This window comes from Bacillus sp. N6, assembly GCF_052805735.1.
In genome coordinates this window covers 4,929,220-4,945,460 of the sequence record NZ_CM127843.1, presented here as the reverse complement: position 1 = coordinate 4,945,460, position 16,241 = coordinate 4,929,220, and the positions used below count along the sequence as shown (strand labels likewise).

17 protein-coding genes, 1 riboswitch and 1 other annotated feature are annotated in these 16,241 nt (G+C 35.5%); of the genes, 13 read left to right on the top strand and 4 right to left on the bottom strand.

Annotated features, from left to right (window positions below):
- The first annotated feature begins 83 nt into the window (after nucleotides 1-83).
- Nucleotides 84-512 (top strand): Lrp/AsnC family transcriptional regulator, encoded by a 429-nt coding sequence (locus tag ACUXVC_RS25605; RefSeq protein ID WP_239661668.1) that lies wholly within the window; start codon nucleotides 84-86, stop codon nucleotides 510-512.
- A 40-nt stretch (nucleotides 513-552) separates the two neighbouring features.
- Here ACUXVC_RS25605 and ACUXVC_RS25600 read toward each other — a convergent pair whose 3' ends face one another.
- Nucleotides 553-1,110 carry a cysteine hydrolase family protein gene (locus ACUXVC_RS25600; protein WP_053563388.1) on the bottom strand — a complete coding sequence of 186 codons (558 nt, stop codon included), beginning with the start codon at nucleotides 1,108-1,110 and terminating at the stop codon, nucleotides 553-555.
- A gap of 517 nt (nucleotides 1,111-1,627) precedes the next feature.
- On the opposite strand from ACUXVC_RS25600, the gene ACUXVC_RS25595 reads away from it, so the two are divergent.
- The 7 genes from ACUXVC_RS25595 to ACUXVC_RS25565 all read left to right on the top strand — a co-directional run bounded on the left by ACUXVC_RS25595 (nucleotide 1,628) and on the right by ACUXVC_RS25565 (nucleotide 7,591).
- Complete coding sequence (locus tag ACUXVC_RS25595) at nucleotides 1,628-2,584, top strand: nuclease-related domain-containing protein (protein WP_016079776.1); 957 nt, start codon at nucleotides 1,628-1,630, stop codon at nucleotides 2,582-2,584.
- Between the two features lie 49 nt (nucleotides 2,585-2,633).
- The gene (gene psiE, locus ACUXVC_RS25590) at nucleotides 2,634-3,038 is read left to right on the top strand and encodes a phosphate-starvation-inducible protein PsiE (RefSeq protein ID WP_000834709.1); all 405 of its coding nucleotides are present in this window, start codon (nucleotides 2,634-2,636) and stop codon (nucleotides 3,036-3,038) included.
- A 142-nt stretch (nucleotides 3,039-3,180) separates the two neighbouring features.
- The gene (speG, locus tag ACUXVC_RS25585) at nucleotides 3,181-3,696 is read left to right on the top strand and encodes a spermidine N1-acetyltransferase (RefSeq protein WP_001071094.1); all 516 of its coding nucleotides are present in this window, start codon (nucleotides 3,181-3,183) and stop codon (nucleotides 3,694-3,696) included.
- Between the two features lie 437 nt (nucleotides 3,697-4,133).
- Complete coding sequence (locus ACUXVC_RS25580; RefSeq protein ID WP_446025878.1) at nucleotides 4,134-5,681, top strand: ABC-F family ATP-binding cassette domain-containing protein; 1,548 nt, start codon at nucleotides 4,134-4,136, stop codon at nucleotides 5,679-5,681.
- A 5-nt stretch (nucleotides 5,682-5,686) separates the two neighbouring features.
- Entirely contained in the window at nucleotides 5,687-6,880 is a 1,194-nt protein-coding gene (locus ACUXVC_RS25575) for an MFS transporter (RefSeq protein ID WP_142947120.1), read from the top strand.
- 180 nt (nucleotides 6,881-7,060) lie between these two features.
- On the top strand, nucleotides 7,061-7,273 hold the full coding sequence (locus ACUXVC_RS25570; protein ID WP_000792612.1) for a DUF3955 domain-containing protein: 213 nt from the start codon (nucleotides 7,061-7,063) through the stop codon (nucleotides 7,271-7,273).
- 78 nt (nucleotides 7,274-7,351) lie between these two features.
- Nucleotides 7,352-7,591 (top strand): DUF3947 family protein, encoded by a 240-nt coding sequence (locus ACUXVC_RS25565; RefSeq protein WP_029443564.1) that lies wholly within the window; start codon nucleotides 7,352-7,354, stop codon nucleotides 7,589-7,591.
- A gap of 29 nt (nucleotides 7,592-7,620) precedes the next feature.
- Here ACUXVC_RS25565 and crcB (ACUXVC_RS25560) read toward each other — a convergent pair whose 3' ends face one another.
- Together crcB (ACUXVC_RS25560) and crcB (ACUXVC_RS25555) are read right to left on the bottom strand one after the other, a co-directional pair.
- Nucleotides 7,621-7,977 (bottom strand): fluoride efflux transporter CrcB, encoded by a 357-nt coding sequence (gene crcB, locus ACUXVC_RS25560; RefSeq protein WP_000568579.1) that lies wholly within the window; start codon nucleotides 7,975-7,977, stop codon nucleotides 7,621-7,623.
- Nucleotides 7,974-8,378, bottom strand: coding sequence for a fluoride efflux transporter CrcB (gene crcB, locus ACUXVC_RS25555; protein WP_069356665.1), 405 nt, complete (start codon nucleotides 8,376-8,378; stop codon nucleotides 7,974-7,976). The genes crcB (ACUXVC_RS25560) and crcB (ACUXVC_RS25555) overlap by 4 nt, the downstream gene beginning before the upstream one ends.
- Nucleotides 8,379-8,432: 54 nt before the next feature.
- A riboswitch (Fluoride riboswitch) is annotated at nucleotides 8,433-8,492 on the bottom strand.
- 232 nt (nucleotides 8,493-8,724) lie between these two features.
- Between crcB (ACUXVC_RS25555) and ACUXVC_RS25550 the strand changes: the two genes are divergently transcribed.
- The 5 genes from ACUXVC_RS25550 to tyrS all read left to right on the top strand — a co-directional run bounded on the left by ACUXVC_RS25550 (nucleotide 8,725) and on the right by tyrS (nucleotide 14,853).
- Nucleotides 8,725-9,783, top strand: coding sequence for an endonuclease/exonuclease/phosphatase family protein (locus tag ACUXVC_RS25550; protein ID WP_098126706.1), 1,059 nt, complete (start codon nucleotides 8,725-8,727; stop codon nucleotides 9,781-9,783).
- A 32-nt stretch (nucleotides 9,784-9,815) separates the two neighbouring features.
- Nucleotides 9,816-11,318 carry a DUF4077 domain-containing protein gene (locus ACUXVC_RS25545; protein WP_095690018.1) on the top strand — a complete coding sequence of 501 codons (1,503 nt, stop codon included), beginning with the start codon at nucleotides 9,816-9,818 and terminating at the stop codon, nucleotides 11,316-11,318.
- A 208-nt stretch (nucleotides 11,319-11,526) separates the two neighbouring features.
- The gene (locus ACUXVC_RS25540; RefSeq protein ID WP_000573647.1) at nucleotides 11,527-11,922 is read left to right on the top strand and encodes an SET domain-containing protein; all 396 of its coding nucleotides are present in this window, start codon (nucleotides 11,527-11,529) and stop codon (nucleotides 11,920-11,922) included.
- A 382-nt stretch (nucleotides 11,923-12,304) separates the two neighbouring features.
- The gene (gene murB / locus ACUXVC_RS25535) at nucleotides 12,305-13,222 is read left to right on the top strand and encodes a UDP-N-acetylmuramate dehydrogenase (protein ID WP_001057106.1); all 918 of its coding nucleotides are present in this window, start codon (nucleotides 12,305-12,307) and stop codon (nucleotides 13,220-13,222) included.
- A 96-nt stretch (nucleotides 13,223-13,318) separates the two neighbouring features.
- Nucleotides 13,319-13,534, top strand: a binding site (T-box leader).
- A 56-nt stretch (nucleotides 13,535-13,590) separates the two neighbouring features.
- A complete protein-coding gene (gene tyrS / locus ACUXVC_RS25530) occupies nucleotides 13,591-14,853 on the top strand; it encodes a tyrosine--tRNA ligase (protein WP_446025877.1) in 1,263 nt (420 codons plus the stop codon).
- 190 nt (nucleotides 14,854-15,043) lie between these two features.
- On the opposite strand, the gene ACUXVC_RS25525 is transcribed toward tyrS, so the two are convergent.
- On the bottom strand, nucleotides 15,044-16,222 hold the full coding sequence (locus ACUXVC_RS25525; RefSeq protein ID WP_000043199.1) for an NAD(P)/FAD-dependent oxidoreductase: 1,179 nt from the start codon (nucleotides 16,220-16,222) through the stop codon (nucleotides 15,044-15,046).
- Nucleotides 16,223-16,241 lie beyond the last annotated feature (19 nt).

The following is a 16,241-nucleotide window of genomic DNA, read 5'->3' as shown; positions in this document are numbered from 1 at the left end:
GATTGTAGTGCAAAACTTTTGAGAAAAACTGTAGGGGAAATGAAGATTTTATAGAATTCGTTTCATATAGGAAGGGGATGTCCATGTTTGATTCAACAGATTTTAAGATTATACAATTACTACAAGAAAACGCTAGAATGAACTGGAAGGAAATTGGGGAGATAGTACATTTGACTGGCCAGGCTGTTGGGAAACGAATTAATAAATTAGAAGAAGCAGGTGTTATTCAAAAATATACGATAAATATCGATAGGGCGAAGCTAGAAGGTTCTATTATGACCTTTGTTACACTATTTTTACATGCACCACACTATCATAATCAAATTCAAAACTTTTTTGAAAAAACGGACGTAATTACTGAAATGTATCGTATAAGCGGCGATGGATGCTATGTCATGACTCTTCACACATCTTCGCATCAGCAATTAGAAGAGGCTCTTGCAGATGTTTTACATTATGGTGATTATCGTATAAATACTGTCATTAAGACGATGGAAAAAAAGAAAGAATAAGATACTTATCCTTTCTTTTTTCATATGGAACTGTAATTCTTTATTTGCTTTTGTTTATAAAACAGTTTGCTGACATGACTGTTGCATAAATATCACCAAACTCTAATGCACTCATGAACGATTGATGAGCGTGTACTGCGGGGATTAGATTTCCTTGGAATTCTAAATCTTTTGTTGTACAAGCATCTTCAATTACAATACATTGAAATCCGAAGTCACTGGCAGCGCGCACTGTTGCATCAATACATACATGAGTCATCATACCGCAAATGACTAGTCGGTCTATTTTCTCTGTCTGTAATGTTTCTAATAAATTTGTTCTTAAAAAACTGTTAGGGTGATGTTTTTGAATGACTCTTTCGTTAGCAATTGGTTGTACATCATCATAAATTTGAACACCTATTGTATCGGGTAAGAAGAAAGTAGCCCCTTCATTGTTCGCAATATGTTGTACGTGAATAACTGTTTTATGTTTTTCACGAAATGCTTTCAAAACTTCTTTCGCTTTCTGTGCGGCTTTTTCAGGTTGATGTAATTCCATATTGCCGCCTTCAAAGTAATCATTTTGTATGTCTACTAATAGTAACGCTTCGTTCATCGTTATTCCCCCATACTTAGTGATTCAGCACGTTATTTGTACTGTACCGTTATTATATAAATTGTAGCTATGCGGAAGTAATAACGTTATGAAACGATTTTAACGGATATAGTTTCAGTGTGAAAAAAGTGAAAGTTGGTATAAGTACAAATGGATTTTGTGGAATTCACAGCAAGGTTATAGATAGAGTGGCATCGCAGGGTTAAAAATCATACCTTTGCTGGAGGAGCGGGTTATGTTTTTTTATGAGGAAATGCGATTTTAAGTTTTTGCTGAAGATGTTTTTCTAGGATATGCTGTGAGTGATTGGAGTGAGGTAGTGTCAGATATTGTCGACCAATCGATATATTGGAAAAATCGTTGATATATTGTGAGTTGTGATAGATATATTAGAAAAATCGTTGATATATTGTGAGTTGTGATAGATATATTAGAAAAATCGTTGATATATTGTGAGTTGTGATAGATATATTGGAAAAATCGTTGATATATTTGTAAAGGGGTGTTTGAGGTGATTGTGAAAGAGAGAAAAATGCCGATTTATATAAGACAGTTAGAAGCACTTCTTAGAAGGTTACCTGTACATCATCCGAAACGAAATTTAATTGGAGAAAACTTGGCAAAACACATGGCGGGGTATAAAGGAGAGCAAGCGATTGATTATCCGCTTAGTTTTATTTCTGAGAAAGAGTATAGTGTTTTACATGATGTTCGCTTATGTAATTATGATAAATACTTTCAAATTGATACTATTATCCTTTCCACAAAGTTTCTTCTTTTTCTTGAGATAAAAAATATAGCAGGTACATTAATGTTTGATGCAAAGTTTAATCAACTTATCCGAATAACAGAAGGAAATTCAGAGGGATTTCCAGATCCGGTTTTACAAATAAAAAGGCAAGAAATACAACTAAAGAAATGGTTAAACTCACATGGATTTTCCTCTAGTCTTCCAATTGAGTCCCTCGTTGTTATTAGCTCGCCTCGTACCATTATAAAATCTTCAGATGACAATCTTCTTCATACAATTATTCATAGTGCCAATTTACCTCATAAAATAAAGTGGTTTGAAAGTAAATATAAGAGAAAAGTTATAGATAATGTAGATAGGCTCATTCATCAAATAATAGCGGAGCATTCTCCACTTCAACAAAATATACTTGAGCAATATAAAATAGAAAAAGAGGAGTTGCTAAATGGAGTACAATGTGAGAAATGCTTAGTTATTCCAATGGTTAAAGTTAAGAAGGGTTGGCGTTGTACAAGTTGTAAAGATTTTTCAAAAGTGGCACATGTGGATGCTATACGAGATTATGCATTGCTCATTAGTAAGACATGTACGAATGGTAATTTGAAAGAGTTTCTCAATGTTTCGTCGGGTATGGTTGTAAACAGAATTCTCCACACACTAAATCTTCCCTACACTGGAAACAACAAAGGACGAATATATGATTTAACTTCTTTCCAATCGTAATTTTGCTATAATAAATAAGTACTTATACGAAGGGGAGTCTAAAGAGAAAATGAAGTCATTTAATATCGATCATGTTATAGCTAGTGTTTTGCAATGGATATTAAATATAGCTTTAATTATATTATCCATTGTGTTATCAATTTTCTTAGTGAATGAGACGATCACGTTTGTGCAGTATATTTTTTCGTCAAAAGAGTATACGTCTTATAAATTGGTTGAAAGTATCATCGTCTATTTCTTATACTTCGAGTTCATTGCATTAATTATTAAGTATTTTAAATCGAATTATCATTTCCCGTTACGTTATTTTATTTATATCGGAATTACGGCTTTAATTCGATTAATTATTGTGTCTCATGAGGAACCGATGGAGACGTTATTATACGCAGGAGCAATTCTTGTTTTAGTTATTGCTTTATACATATCGAATATGAGAGATTTGAGAAAAGAGTAGTAGTGCAGACGTAAGTTTGCACTACTTTTTTACGTCTTGACCTTCAAGTTGCTTGAAAGTTTACAATGAAATTAGGGCGTTTGAAATCGAAAAAAATTGAGAAATTAAGTGAAGAGGTTTCTTTTACTTGGAGGTTATAGGAATGAATCAGGAATTGAAGTTACGTCCATTGGAACGAGAAGATTTAAAGTTCGTACACGAACTGAATAATAATGCGCATATTATGTCGTATTGGTTTGAAGAGCCATATGAGGCATTTGTGGAGCTGCAAGACTTATACGATAAACATATACATGATCAAAGCGAACGCCGATTTATCGTTGAGAAAGACAATGAAATGGTTGGATTAGTTGAGTTAGTAGAAATCGATTATATTCATCGTAGAACAGAATTCCAAATTATTATTGATCCGAATTATCAAGGGTATGGTTATGCAGTAGAGGCGACGCGTTTAGCAATGGATTATGCTTTCGCTGTATTAAATATGCATAAGATATATTTAGTTGTGGATAAGGAAAATGAAAAAGCAGTACATGTTTATAAAAAGGTTGGGTTTATTGTAGAAGGTGAGCTTATCGATGAGTTTTTCGTTGATGGTAACTATCATAATGCGATAAGAATGTGTATGTTTCAGAAGCAATATTTTGAAAACAAGTAGTTGAAAGATTCGGAAGTAATGTTGACGCTTCATAAAACCGTATGCTAAAATCCCTTTTAAGTATTAAGGAAGGTGCAGAATATGCTTTATATAAAATTTGTAAAACTCATTAGAAAACTTTGCTCCGCACAAATGTATACGGTGAAGCGTTGTACGGAGCTTAATCAAGGGGTATAAATCCCCTATATTCATCGGCTGAATAACTTTTCTAAAAAAGTATAGTTTATCTATGCTTATTTCGTTATGGTTTTTCAGCTGGTGTATAAAATAGATTAAGGGGCCATAGACAATGCTTTGTCTATGGCCCTTTGTGTATATTATTCCGATGAGTCTTTACTGTAAATTGGAGTAGTATAGGAAAAACCACGAAGCAGAGGGCTAGTGTCGAATGACGCTATCTCTCTGCTTTTTTTAATTTCAGGAAAAGAGGAATAAAAATGAGTTTACTTAAAGTTGAAAGTTTATCACATAGTTTTATAGATAAAGTATTATACGAGAATGCTTCTTTTGATTTGCATAAAGGGGAGCATATGGGAATTGTTGGGCAGAATGGTGCAGGAAAAAGCACATTAATGAAAATATTGGTGGGGGAAATTATTTCTGATAAGGGAGACATAAAGTGGCAACCTAATATTCAAATTGGGCATCTTGATCAATACGCTGACATTGATGAGGGTTATACCATTTCACAATATTTAAAGAGAGCTTTTTATGATTTGTATGAAATGGAAAAGAGAATGAACAAGTTATATGAAGAAAGTGCGATGACTGGAGATGAGAATCAACTACTAAAAGCGGCTGAAATGCAAGAGCAGCTTGAGGCTCGTGATTTTTATTCAGTAGACAGTATTACGAATAAGGTGGCAGCCGGTTTAGGTATTGATGCAATTGGGATGGATCGTGTTATTGGTGAATTAAGCGGAGGGCAGTGTGCAAAGGTAATTTTAGCGAAGCTCTTATTAGAAGAGCCTAATATTTTATTACTAGATGAACCGACGAATTTTCTTGATAAGGGGCATGTGGAGTGGCTTGCTAATTATTTAATGAATTTTGAAGGAGCGTTTATTGTAGTGTCACATGATTTTGATTTTCTGGAAAAAGTAACTTCTTGCATATGTGATGTAGAGTTCGGAACAGTTAAGAAGTATTACGGTAAATACTCAGATTTTGTAAGGCAGAAGGAGCATTTGCGAAAAGATTATATTCGCCAATATTATGCACAGCAAAAGAAAATTGAAAAAACGGAAGAGTATATTCGTAGAAATATTGCTGGGGTGAATTCAAAAATAGCGCAAGGTCGTAGAAAACAATTGGAGCGTATGGAAAGAATTGCGCCACCAAGTTTTACTCATAAACCTTCTATTCATTTTCAGGAACTTCCCATTTCAGTTCAGACAGTTCTTGAAGTAAATAACCTTGAAGTTGGTTACCACTTCGCTCTCTTACCGAAGTTGAATTTTTCAGTAATGGGTGGGCAAAAACTTGTTATTACAGGTTTCAATGGAGTAGGGAAATCTACTTTATTAAAAACAATCGTTGGAAATATTGCTAGTATTTCTGGAGAGTTTCACTTTTCAGAGCAAATAAAGATTGGATATTATGAGCAAGATTTAAATTGGAGCAATGATTCTTTAACGCCGCTTCAAATTATTTCAGAACAGTTTCCTAAACTGAGTATGAAGGAAATACGCCATCATTTAGCTGCGTGTGGAGTGAAGGATACGCACGTTTCGCAAGAAATTCGTACGTTAAGTGGTGGTGAACAATCGAAGGTGAAACTGTGCGGATTATTACTATCACCTTGTAACTTCTTAATTTTAGATGAGCCGACAAATCATTTAGATGCAGAAGCGAAGGAAGCTTTGCAAAAGGCGCTAATTAATTTTAAGGGCAGCATTATACTCGTATCTCACGAAGCGAGTTTTTATCTTGAGTGGGCAGATAGCATCTTTCATATAGAGACAGGATTAGTTAAGGGGGTGTGAAACATATGAGTGAAAACAATTGGAAAACGAAAATTATATTATTTTTGACCGCTCAAACTATTTCGTTGTTCGGCTCCTCTCTCGTGCAATACGCGATTATATGGTATATCACCCTTACAACATCATCAGGAGTGATGTTGACTATTTCAACTGTTTGCGGTTTCCTACCACAAATTGCGATATCTTTGTTTGCAGGTGTTTGGATTGATCGTTATGACCGTAAAAAGATGATTATGTTATCGGATGGGATTATAGCGATTGCGACGTTAGTTTTAGCAATTTTATTTTTAACAGGATATAAAAGTATTTGGTTACTTTTTATTGTGTTACTCATTCGTTCAGCTGGAACAGGAGTACAAACGCCAGCTGTGAATGCATTAATTCCGCAAATCGTTCCTAAAGAGTATCTTATGAAAGTAAATGGAATAAATAGCAGTATTACATCTTTAATTATGTTTCTTTCTCCAGCAGCAAGTGCGACGATTCTTTCTATTGCCAGCATTGAAACAACATTTTTTATTGATGTTATTACGGCTATGATTGGAATTAGTATTATGTTTATCATTCAGGTGGAAGGACATGTGAATGTAGAGAGTAAGCAAAAATCTAATCTACAAGGAATTAAAGAAGGGTTCTCTTATTTAAAAGAAAATGTATTTATTAAAAGGCTAATCGTTTTATTAATTATCGTCATGATTTTAATAAGTCCAGCTGCTTTTTTAACACCTTTAATGGTAACTCGTTCTTTCGGGGCCGAAATGTGGAGACTTACTGCTAGTGAGATGACCTTTAGTGCCGGTGCGGCAGCTGGTGGCGTATTGATTGCGGCGTGGGGTGGCTTTCGTAATCGTATGTATACAACAGCGCTAGCTTGTGCATTATATGGACTGCTTATGATTGGACTCGGAATAGCACCGATATTTATTATGTATTTAGTATTTAATTTTTTAATTGGTATAACAATGCCGTGCTTTAATACACCAGTTACTGTGTTATTGCAGGAGAAAGTAGAACCATCAATGCACGGACGGATGTTTAGTCTTGTACAAATTGCGAATTCATGCGCGCTTCCTTTAGGAATGATAATATTTGGTCCATTGTCGGATATGTTTAGTGTAGAGATTTTGTTAATTTATGCTGGGATATTCGTGTTATTTTGCGCAATGTATATTGTATTAAGCAAGAGGTTTGAAGTGTAAAAATTTATAATTTAGAAGGTTTGTGAAGGAATTTAATATGCTTCGCAAACCTTTTTGTTATTAGTTTAGTCAATAATTATTTATTGTTTAACAATAAATAATTATTGACTGTTAATTTCATTTTAGATAATATGATGTTAACGATTTAAGGAGAATTACATAAGTAGAGGAGAATGTGAAATGAAAAATAAATACGTAGTAGCTATTTCTTTCATGATTTTAGCGATTATTTCTTTAACTATACATGCTTCAAACAGTAAAGTAGGAGCGGATGGATTCCTTGAAGAACCTTTCTTTTTCCTAGTACCGATAAGTTATGTATTGTTCCTTAGTGGCATTGGTGTATTATTATTTGGATTTATTACTTCAAAGCTGAAAAAGGGCAATAGATAGGGGCTACCAATAGGGACAAAACACTCACTATGAAATAGAAACATACCATATGGAAAAAAAGAATAAGTGAGATGAATCATGATGAACCATCATTTTTATAATGGAAGACAAGTAGGATCGGCTATTACTTGGGCAGGGGCACAGGGAACAATTCATGCTGTGTATCAGGCTATTCACATGCAGCAGCAAGCACAAGCAGCACAAATGATGCAAAGTCAGTATATGCCGTATTCACAGCTTCCGATGCAAATTGTACATTACGATGTACATCCAGCTGGTTTATTTTCCATTCCATATGGCGGGACATATTTCTTATGAAAGAAAGCGACTCAATAGAGTCGCTTTTTTTATATTCCACCTAGCTTCATCCCAAGGAATGCGAAGAGGATACCAATTATGTAAGTAGCACTTAAATATAAAAGGAAGATGTACGGTTTTTTAAGATTGAGAAGCTGAACAGATTCTAATTTAAACGTAGAAAATGTAGTGAATGCGCCCATAAATCCAGTACCTAATAATAGTTGCCAGCCTGTAGTAACTCCGTTGCCAATTATATATCCGAGTAAAAATGCTCCTGTTATATTAATAAGGAATGTAGCAATTGGAAATTGTGTTTTATTTCTTTTCTTAAACCAATTGCTAATTGCAAATCGTGTAATCGCACCGAAAAATCCTCCTGTTGCGACTAATAAGGCTTCTATCATGAGTAATCACCTTCCGTAAGAGATTTCTTAATTAAGAAATCTCCAAGTGTATAGCCAAGGCCAGACATAATGAGGCCACCAAGTATGCTACATGATACATATAAGAAGGCTATGCTCCACTCAGAATGATTGATCAATTGCACAGTTTCTACACTAAATGTTGAAAAAGTCGTAAAGGAACCGATGAATCCAGTCCCGATGCCTGTGATGACCTCTGAAGGTAAGATGTTTAGCCGAGCGATATAAGTAGTTAGCCACGCTAAGAAGAAGCAACCGATTAAGTTAATGAGTAATGTTGCTAATGGAAATGAATGATGCCAAAATGTGGAGATATTAAGACCTAAATAATAACGAGAAAGAGCTCCTAATATACCGGCAATGCCGACGATAATATAAATCAATTTTCTCACCTCTTTAAATAGCTTGCTCAAAAAAATAGACTCCTACCAGTATGTATACTGGTAGGAGTCATTAGCTAAGCAGCGTTTATGGCGAACTCCATCGCCTATGATTATTACATATAGTGTACTAAATATACCGTTTAATTTCCAGTGAGGAGGAGGGTGTAACTTTTCTTTTTTTGATGTCTGAAGGCTTTTTAAGTAATTAAAATGGGATTGATTACTTATCAACTAAATATAGTGATATACAGTTTTAATTATGATAAAATGTTTCTTATGTGTGTCGTTTTGTTTTATTTGACTGAAAATAAAGAAAAATAAATTCGCGTGAAAAGGAGTCATTTATTTGAAGAAATTTTTTAAAATCGTATTTACATGTGTTTTAGTAGTAGCGGGCATTGTAGGAGGATTTCTAGCTTATATGACACTTACTAAAGAACAGCCTGCTGATGTTATAAGCTTGAAGGTGGAGAATAATAAGGAGCGCGTATTAGCGACTGGAAATGAATTTAAAGTTACAACATTTAATATTGGATATGCTGGGTTAGATAAGGACCAAGATTTCTTTATGGATGGTGGAAAGGGATCTGGTTCAAGTAGTAAAGAGCAAACGGAAACTAATTTAAAGAATATGCTTTCGTTTTTACAAAATGAGAATAGTGATTTTGCACTATTACAAGAAGTTGATATAAAGTCACTTCGTTCATTTGATGTAAATGAACATGAATTTTTGAAAAAAGGATTACCTGATTATGTTTCATCATTTGGTAAGAACTACGATACGAAATGGGTTCCAGTGCCAATAACAAATCCAATGGGCTATGCGGAGGCTGGATTAAGTACGTTTTCTAAATACACTGTTCAAGAAGCGAAGAGGTTCCAGCTTCCTGGAATGGAGCCTTGGCCAAAGCGTTTGTTTGATTTAGATCGAGCAATTGTGGAATATAAAATTCCTGTTAATAATGGGAAACATGTTAGACTCGTAAATTTACATTTGTCTGCTTATGATGAAGGCGGGAAAATTAGAAAACAGCAAGTAGAGTATTTAAAAGAATATATGAACAAGCATTATGAAAATGGTGATTACGTAATAATGGGCGGAGATTGGAATCAATTAGTTTCAAACGCTCAATTAAGTGATCCGAAGTTCGTGAAAGAGCGTCCTGAGTGGTTAGTAGAGTTACCGAAGGACTTTACGGACGGTGGCTTTAAGTGGGCTGTAGATCCGTCTGTTATGACTGTGAGAGATGATGTAAAGAAATATGTAGAAGGTGAAAATTTCGTCACTATTATTGATGGCTTTATCGTTTCACCGAATGTAGAGATTGTAAATGTACAAGGGAAAGATTTAAAGTTTGAAAATAGCGATCATAACCCAGTAAGTGCGGTATTTAAACTGAAGTAATTGATATGTATAAGTAGAAGGTGGGGCTTCATATGGAGTGGTTAAAGAGGACTTGTTTTTCTAACCTTGAGAAAGAATCACAGAAAAATCATTTATTACTGTTTATAACGATTTGTAGTTTCTTCCTTGGGATAATCGCGATTGGGTATTATGGATATATTTTTACAGAGAGAGCAATAGCGTTTTGGATTTGTGGTATTTCTGTCGTTGTATTTGGAACGCTTTTTACTTTTATAAAAAGTATGGAATCAGCGTATAAATATATCATGACATTTATGTTGCTTACAATGTCTTACATTATGGTACAAGCTTTTAATGAAAGCCCGGCTGTATTTCAAATGGTCTATTTTACATTAGCTGTTTCACTTATTTACTTAAGTGAGCGCCTCATTTTAATTCTTGGCGGGGTAGCTGTTGTGATCACATTTATCCTTTGTAGCTATTGGCCGGAGCAATTTTTTGCTTATACAGCCTCATCTGAAGCTGCTAATTTCGCAAGTTTGTTAGCGATTGTAACAATCGCTATGTGGGGCGTCACGAAAATCGGTTCTAATCTGCTCCTTCGTTTAAGTGATGAGAAGCAAGAAGTAATGAGAAAAGCTCAGGAGTTAGAAGAGACGCAAAGACTTATTGAAGAAACAGTTGTGAAACTAGATAGTAATTTCAATCATTTAAGACAAAATATGAACACGTCGATGGAATCGATGAGTGAAATTAATTTTGCCTTTGAAGAGGTGGCAGTTGGTACGCAATCACAATCAGAGATGATGTATCGTTCGGTAGAAGTATTGAATGATATGGAGGGAAATATTGAACAAATCATCTCTCAAGTAAGAACTGCATCGGCTCGTGTGGATGAAAGCTTAGAAATTTCAAAAGGTAGTGTACATACTCTAAGAAATTTTGAAACTAACATGAGAAGTTTAAATGATGTTGTTTCACAGTCTGGAATTATATTTAGAGATTTAATGATGCAATCGAAACAAATTAATGAAATTGTAGATGTAATAACGAATATTTCAAGTCAGACGAGTTTGCTAGCTTTAAATGCAAATATTGAAGCTGCCAGGGCAGGCGAGCATGGAAAAGGTTTTGCTATTGTAGCGAGTGAAGTGTTAAAGCTTGCTGAAGAATCAAATCGTTCTGCGGGAAGAATTCAAGGGATTTTGAAGGAGTTTAGTAATCAAGCAAGTAAGGTAGAAGTGCAGGTAGAGAAGTCAGAAAGAGTACAAGAAGAATGTAACGAAATGTTAGCAAGCGTTTTAACAAACGTAACTGATTTAGGGAAGTTTATTGATGCGATTAATGAAGTAATGCGAGAGGTTGTTGTTCATCAAGAAAGTTTCCAAGTTAAAACGACGAATATCGTAAAGGATGTTACGCATGCTTCTAACGTAATTCAGCAAACTTCTACAGCTACAGAAGAAGTGCTAGCGAGTGTGGAAGAAGAAAAACATCGAAATGATACGTCAGTGAAGACGTTACAAACTGTTAGCGAGCAAGTGAAGTTGTTAGAAGATATTTTAGAAAAGTAATATTGCTTGGAAAGAGCACAAATGATGTGCTCTTTTTTCATTGAAATGAATACTTGATAGGAATTTAATTGCTTTTCTGCGCGTTTTCTGCCAAGCTTAAGGAGATAAAGTGAGACTAGTACATACTGATTATTAGCCCTCACCAATCAAGCTATCCGCAAATAGTGGAATAAAATACTTCAAAGAAAGAATTATATAGGTGACGCATATGATCGAAGTTAAGACTTCTGAACTTAGTGATGGAGAATTTAATAGAGGTGTATTTGCAACTCGTGATATTAAAAAGGGTGAGTTGATACACGCAGCACCAGTTATCTCTTATCCGAATGAACAGCATGAACATATTGAGAAAACGTTACTTGCTGACTACGCATTTGAGTATGGGATCAATCATACGGCAATCCTTTTAGGATACGGTATGTTATTTAATCATTCATATAAACCGAATGCAACGTATGATATTGTCTTCGAGAACCATACGTTTAACTTCTTTGCTTATAAAGATATAAAAGCAGGAGAAGAAATTTTAATCAATTATAATGGTGAAGTTGATAACGATGAGCTGTTATGGTTTGATAAAGAAAAAGAAGAGAACGAAAAGTAATATAAAGAGTATAGAAAGAGCACATTCTGTCGGATGTGCTCTTTTTTATTGATGTAAATAAAGTAAAAAGTACAAAAAAATACCACTTTCTTTTTGTATGGTATAGTAAGATACTGAGGGATAGTGTTTTGAAAAAGTCACATATTTTACAAATTGTTGTCTTTCTGATGACATGTCAAGTTTAGTAGTCCATTTGGGTTGCTTTATTATGCAATATATATTTTAATATGAGTGGCACCTCTTATAAATTAAGAGGTTTATAGGTGTCTCGAATTGATTTTGGGTACACTGTATCCACCACTTTAGGTTCTTTCATGTACGTGGGGATATTATGGGCCCGTATAACGGGATAAAATGAATATAGAAATAGAGGAATCGTAAAATGAATATGCAAGAGGTTTATAAATATTTAAGTACGGTATTGCCTGAAGGACATGTTAAACAAGATGAAATGTTAAAGAATCATACGCATATTAAAGTTGGCGGAAAAGCAGATGTTTTTGTTGCGCCTACAAATTATGATGAAATTCAAGAAGTTATCAAATATGCGAACGAATATAATATTCCAGTTACGTTTTTAGGAAATGGATCGAATGTCATTATTAAAGATGGTGGAATTCGCGGGATTACAGTAAGTTTAATTCATATTACAGGTGTTACTGTAACAGGAACGACGATTGTAGCACAGTGTGGTGCAGCAATTATTGACGTATCACGTATTGCTTTAGACCATAACTTAACGGGTCTTGAGTTTGCTTGTGGTATTCCAGGTTCAGTTGGCGGAGCGTTATATATGAATGCTGGTGCTTACGGTGGTGAAGTATCGTTTGTGTTAACAGAAGCTGTTGTAATGACAGGTGATGGAGAGCTACGTACTTTGACGAAAGAAGCATTTGAATTTGGATATCGTAAGAGTGTATTTGCTAACAACCATTACATTATTCTTGAAGCGAGATTTGAACTTGAAGAAGGTGTACGTGAAGAAATTAAAGCAAAAATGGATGATTTAACGTTTAAGCGTGAGTCAAAACAGCCTCTAGAATATCCTTCATGTGGTAGCGTATTTAAGCGTCCACCAAATAACTTTGCTGGTAAGTTGATTCAAGACTCAGGACTACAAGGTAAGCGAATTGGTGGAGTGGAAGTTTCTTTAAAACACGCTGGATTTATGGTGAATGTTGATAACGGAACAGCACAAGATTACATCGATTTAATTCACTTCGTACAAAAGACAGTTGAAGAGAAATTTGGCGTGAAGTTAGAGCGAGAAGTAAGGATTATTGGAGAAGATAAGGAATAACGAAATACGTATGAAGATATGAATTATTTTAAAATAATATTTGGGTATTGTTGACAATTTGTTTTCAATTCAATATAATGCTAATAATTTAACAAATAACATACGTTGAAAGAGCCCAGTAGCAGTTTGTCACTGTTAACGAGAGAGCTAGGGGTTGCTGGAACCTAGCACAAACAAACTTGCGAATTACACTCTGGAGTATCTTAGGTAATGCTAAGCGGACTAGCAATCGATATTATTGCTAAGAGTGGTATGAGTAGCTATGCTATTTATGCAAACTGGGTGGTAACACGGTGAATAATCGTCCCTATGTCTATCGTAGACATAGGGGCTTTTTTGTTTTTAAAAAATAAAGGGGATGACAAAAGATGAATATTATTGATGAATTAGAATGGCGTGGCGCCGTTAATCAGCAGACTGACGAAGAAGGTTTACGTAAGCTAGTAGAAGAGAAAAAGATTTCACTATACTGCGGAGTTGATCCGACTGGTGATAGTATGCATATCGGACATTTGATTCCGTTTATGATGATGAAGAGATTCCAATTAGCTGGCCATCATCCTGTTATTTTAATTGGCGGGGCAACAGGAACAATTGGTGATCCGAGTGGACGACAATCGGAGCGTCAACTTCAAACGTTAGAAGTGGTTCAGCATAATGTAGATGCGTTAACAGCACAAATGAAAAAGCTATTTGATTTTGGCGGAAATAGCGAAGTGAAGATGGTAAATAACTATGATTGGACACATGAAATAAATATTATTGAGTTTTTACGTGATTACGGGAAAAACTTTAGCATCAATAGCATGTTAGCGAAGGATATTGTAGCAAGCCGTTTAGATACAGGTATTTCTTTCACAGAATTCACGTACCAAATTTTGCAAGCGCTGGATTTCCATCATTTATACACGAAAGAGGATGTTCAACTTCAAATTGGTGGTAGTGACCAGTGGGGAAATATTACGAGTGGTTTAGATTTAATTCGTAAGTTAGAAGGTCATGAGGCGAAAGTATTCGGATTAACGATTCCGTTATTATTAAAATCGGACGGTACGAAGTTTGGTAAATCAGCAGGTGGTGCGGTTTGGCTTGATCCTGAAAAAACGACACCGTTTGAATTTTACCAGTTCTGGGTAAATACAGATGACCGTGACGTAATTAAATACTTGAAATACTTTACGTTCTTAACGAAAGAGCGTATTGATGAATTAGCAGCGAAGGTAGAAGCGGAACCTCATAAACGTGAAGCGCAAAAAGTGTTAGCGGAAGAAATGACGAAATTCGTTCATGGAGAAGAGGCATTATTACAAGCTGAGAAGATTACAGCAGCGTTATTTAGCGGGGATATTAAATCGTTAACAGCTGATGAAATTGAACAAGGCTTTAAAGAAATGCCAACGTTCCAGTCTTCAAAAGAGGCGAAAAACATCGTAGAGTGGCTAGTCGATTTAGGAATTGAACCATCTAGACGCCAAGCACGCGAAGACATTAATAATGGTGCGATTTCTATGAATGGTGAGAAAGTAACAGATGTGGGTACGGATGTTACTGTAGAAAATTCATTTGATGGCAGATTTATTATTATTCGTAAAGGGAAGAAGAACTACAGCCTTGTGAAGTTAGGCGAATAGTTTGTGTGAAAGGATGGGAGTAGGAAGAATACTTCCATCTTTTCGTATACACAATTTGGACATAAAATAATCAGTAAATTTAGATAATTAAAAGGGTTATATTATTCTTTTGCCGAATAAATAAGTTAGAGAAAATTACGGATAAAAATAGCCCGAACCATGCTGGGCATGATTCGGGCTTATATTCAGATTAGTAAGCTAAGCTGAATAGACCTTTAATGTGTGATAAGTAACGAACGTTACTTGCTTCTTTCATTAATGATGCTGGTAAGCCTTTAAGTGGAGTATTGCTTGCTCCAATTGTAGCAACCGCATCTTTACGTCCTAGACTAGCAAGTGTTCCAGAGTTTACAGGTGCGAACTCTTCGAATGCTTTGCCTTCTAGTGCTGCGTATAAGTTGTATCCAATCAACTCACCCATTTGCCAAGCGATTTGTGCAGTTGGTGGGTATGGACGACCGTCTGGAGAGAAGACAACAGCGCTGTCTCCAGCAACAAATACGTCTTTGTGAGAAGTAGATTGTAGGTATGCATCAACTGTTGCACGTCCACGGTTAACTTCAAGACCTGATTCACCGATTAATGGGTTACCTTGAACGCCACCTGTCCAAACGAATGTGTTAGCAACAAGTTTTTGACCGTCTTTTAAGTCGATTTCATTGCCAGCAACGTTTGTTACAGGAAGACCAGTTAAGAATGTAACGCCGCGTGCTTCTAGGCTAGTAGTTGCACGTTCGATTAAGTGGTCTGGTAATACTGGAAGGATTTTTGGACCTGCTTCAACAAGAAGAAGTTTAACTTCTTTTGGATTTACGCCGTGGCTTTTTGCAAGTTTAGGCATAATGTCAGCAAGCTCACCAACTAGCTCAACGCCAGTTAATCCGCCACCACCGATTACGATTGTAGCATCAGCTTCGTTTTTCGTTTTCGCGTATTCACGAATACGGTCTTCAACGTGTTTGTAGATTTTGTTTGCATCAGCAGCAGATTTTAATACCATGCTGTTTTCTTCTAGTCCTGGAATACCGAAGTAAGCAGTTTTACTTCCTAAAGCAACTACAAGTGCATCGTAAGATAAAGTAGTGCCGCCAGCTAGTTTGATTTCTTTGCTATCAACTGAGAATGACTCAACTGTTGCAATTTTAAGATCGATATCTTTACCTTTGAAAAGCTTTGTAAGTGGCATTGCAATTGCTTGCTCAGACACGTTACCAGCTGCAAGGCGGTGTAATTCAGTGATGATTTGGTGTGTTGGGTATTGGTTAATCACTGTAACTTGTGCTTCTGATTTGCTGTAATATTTACGTACGTTTAAAGCGGCAAGAAGACCGCCATAACCAGCGCCTAAGATGACAATTTGTTTTGACATAGTATGATATCCCCCGTCT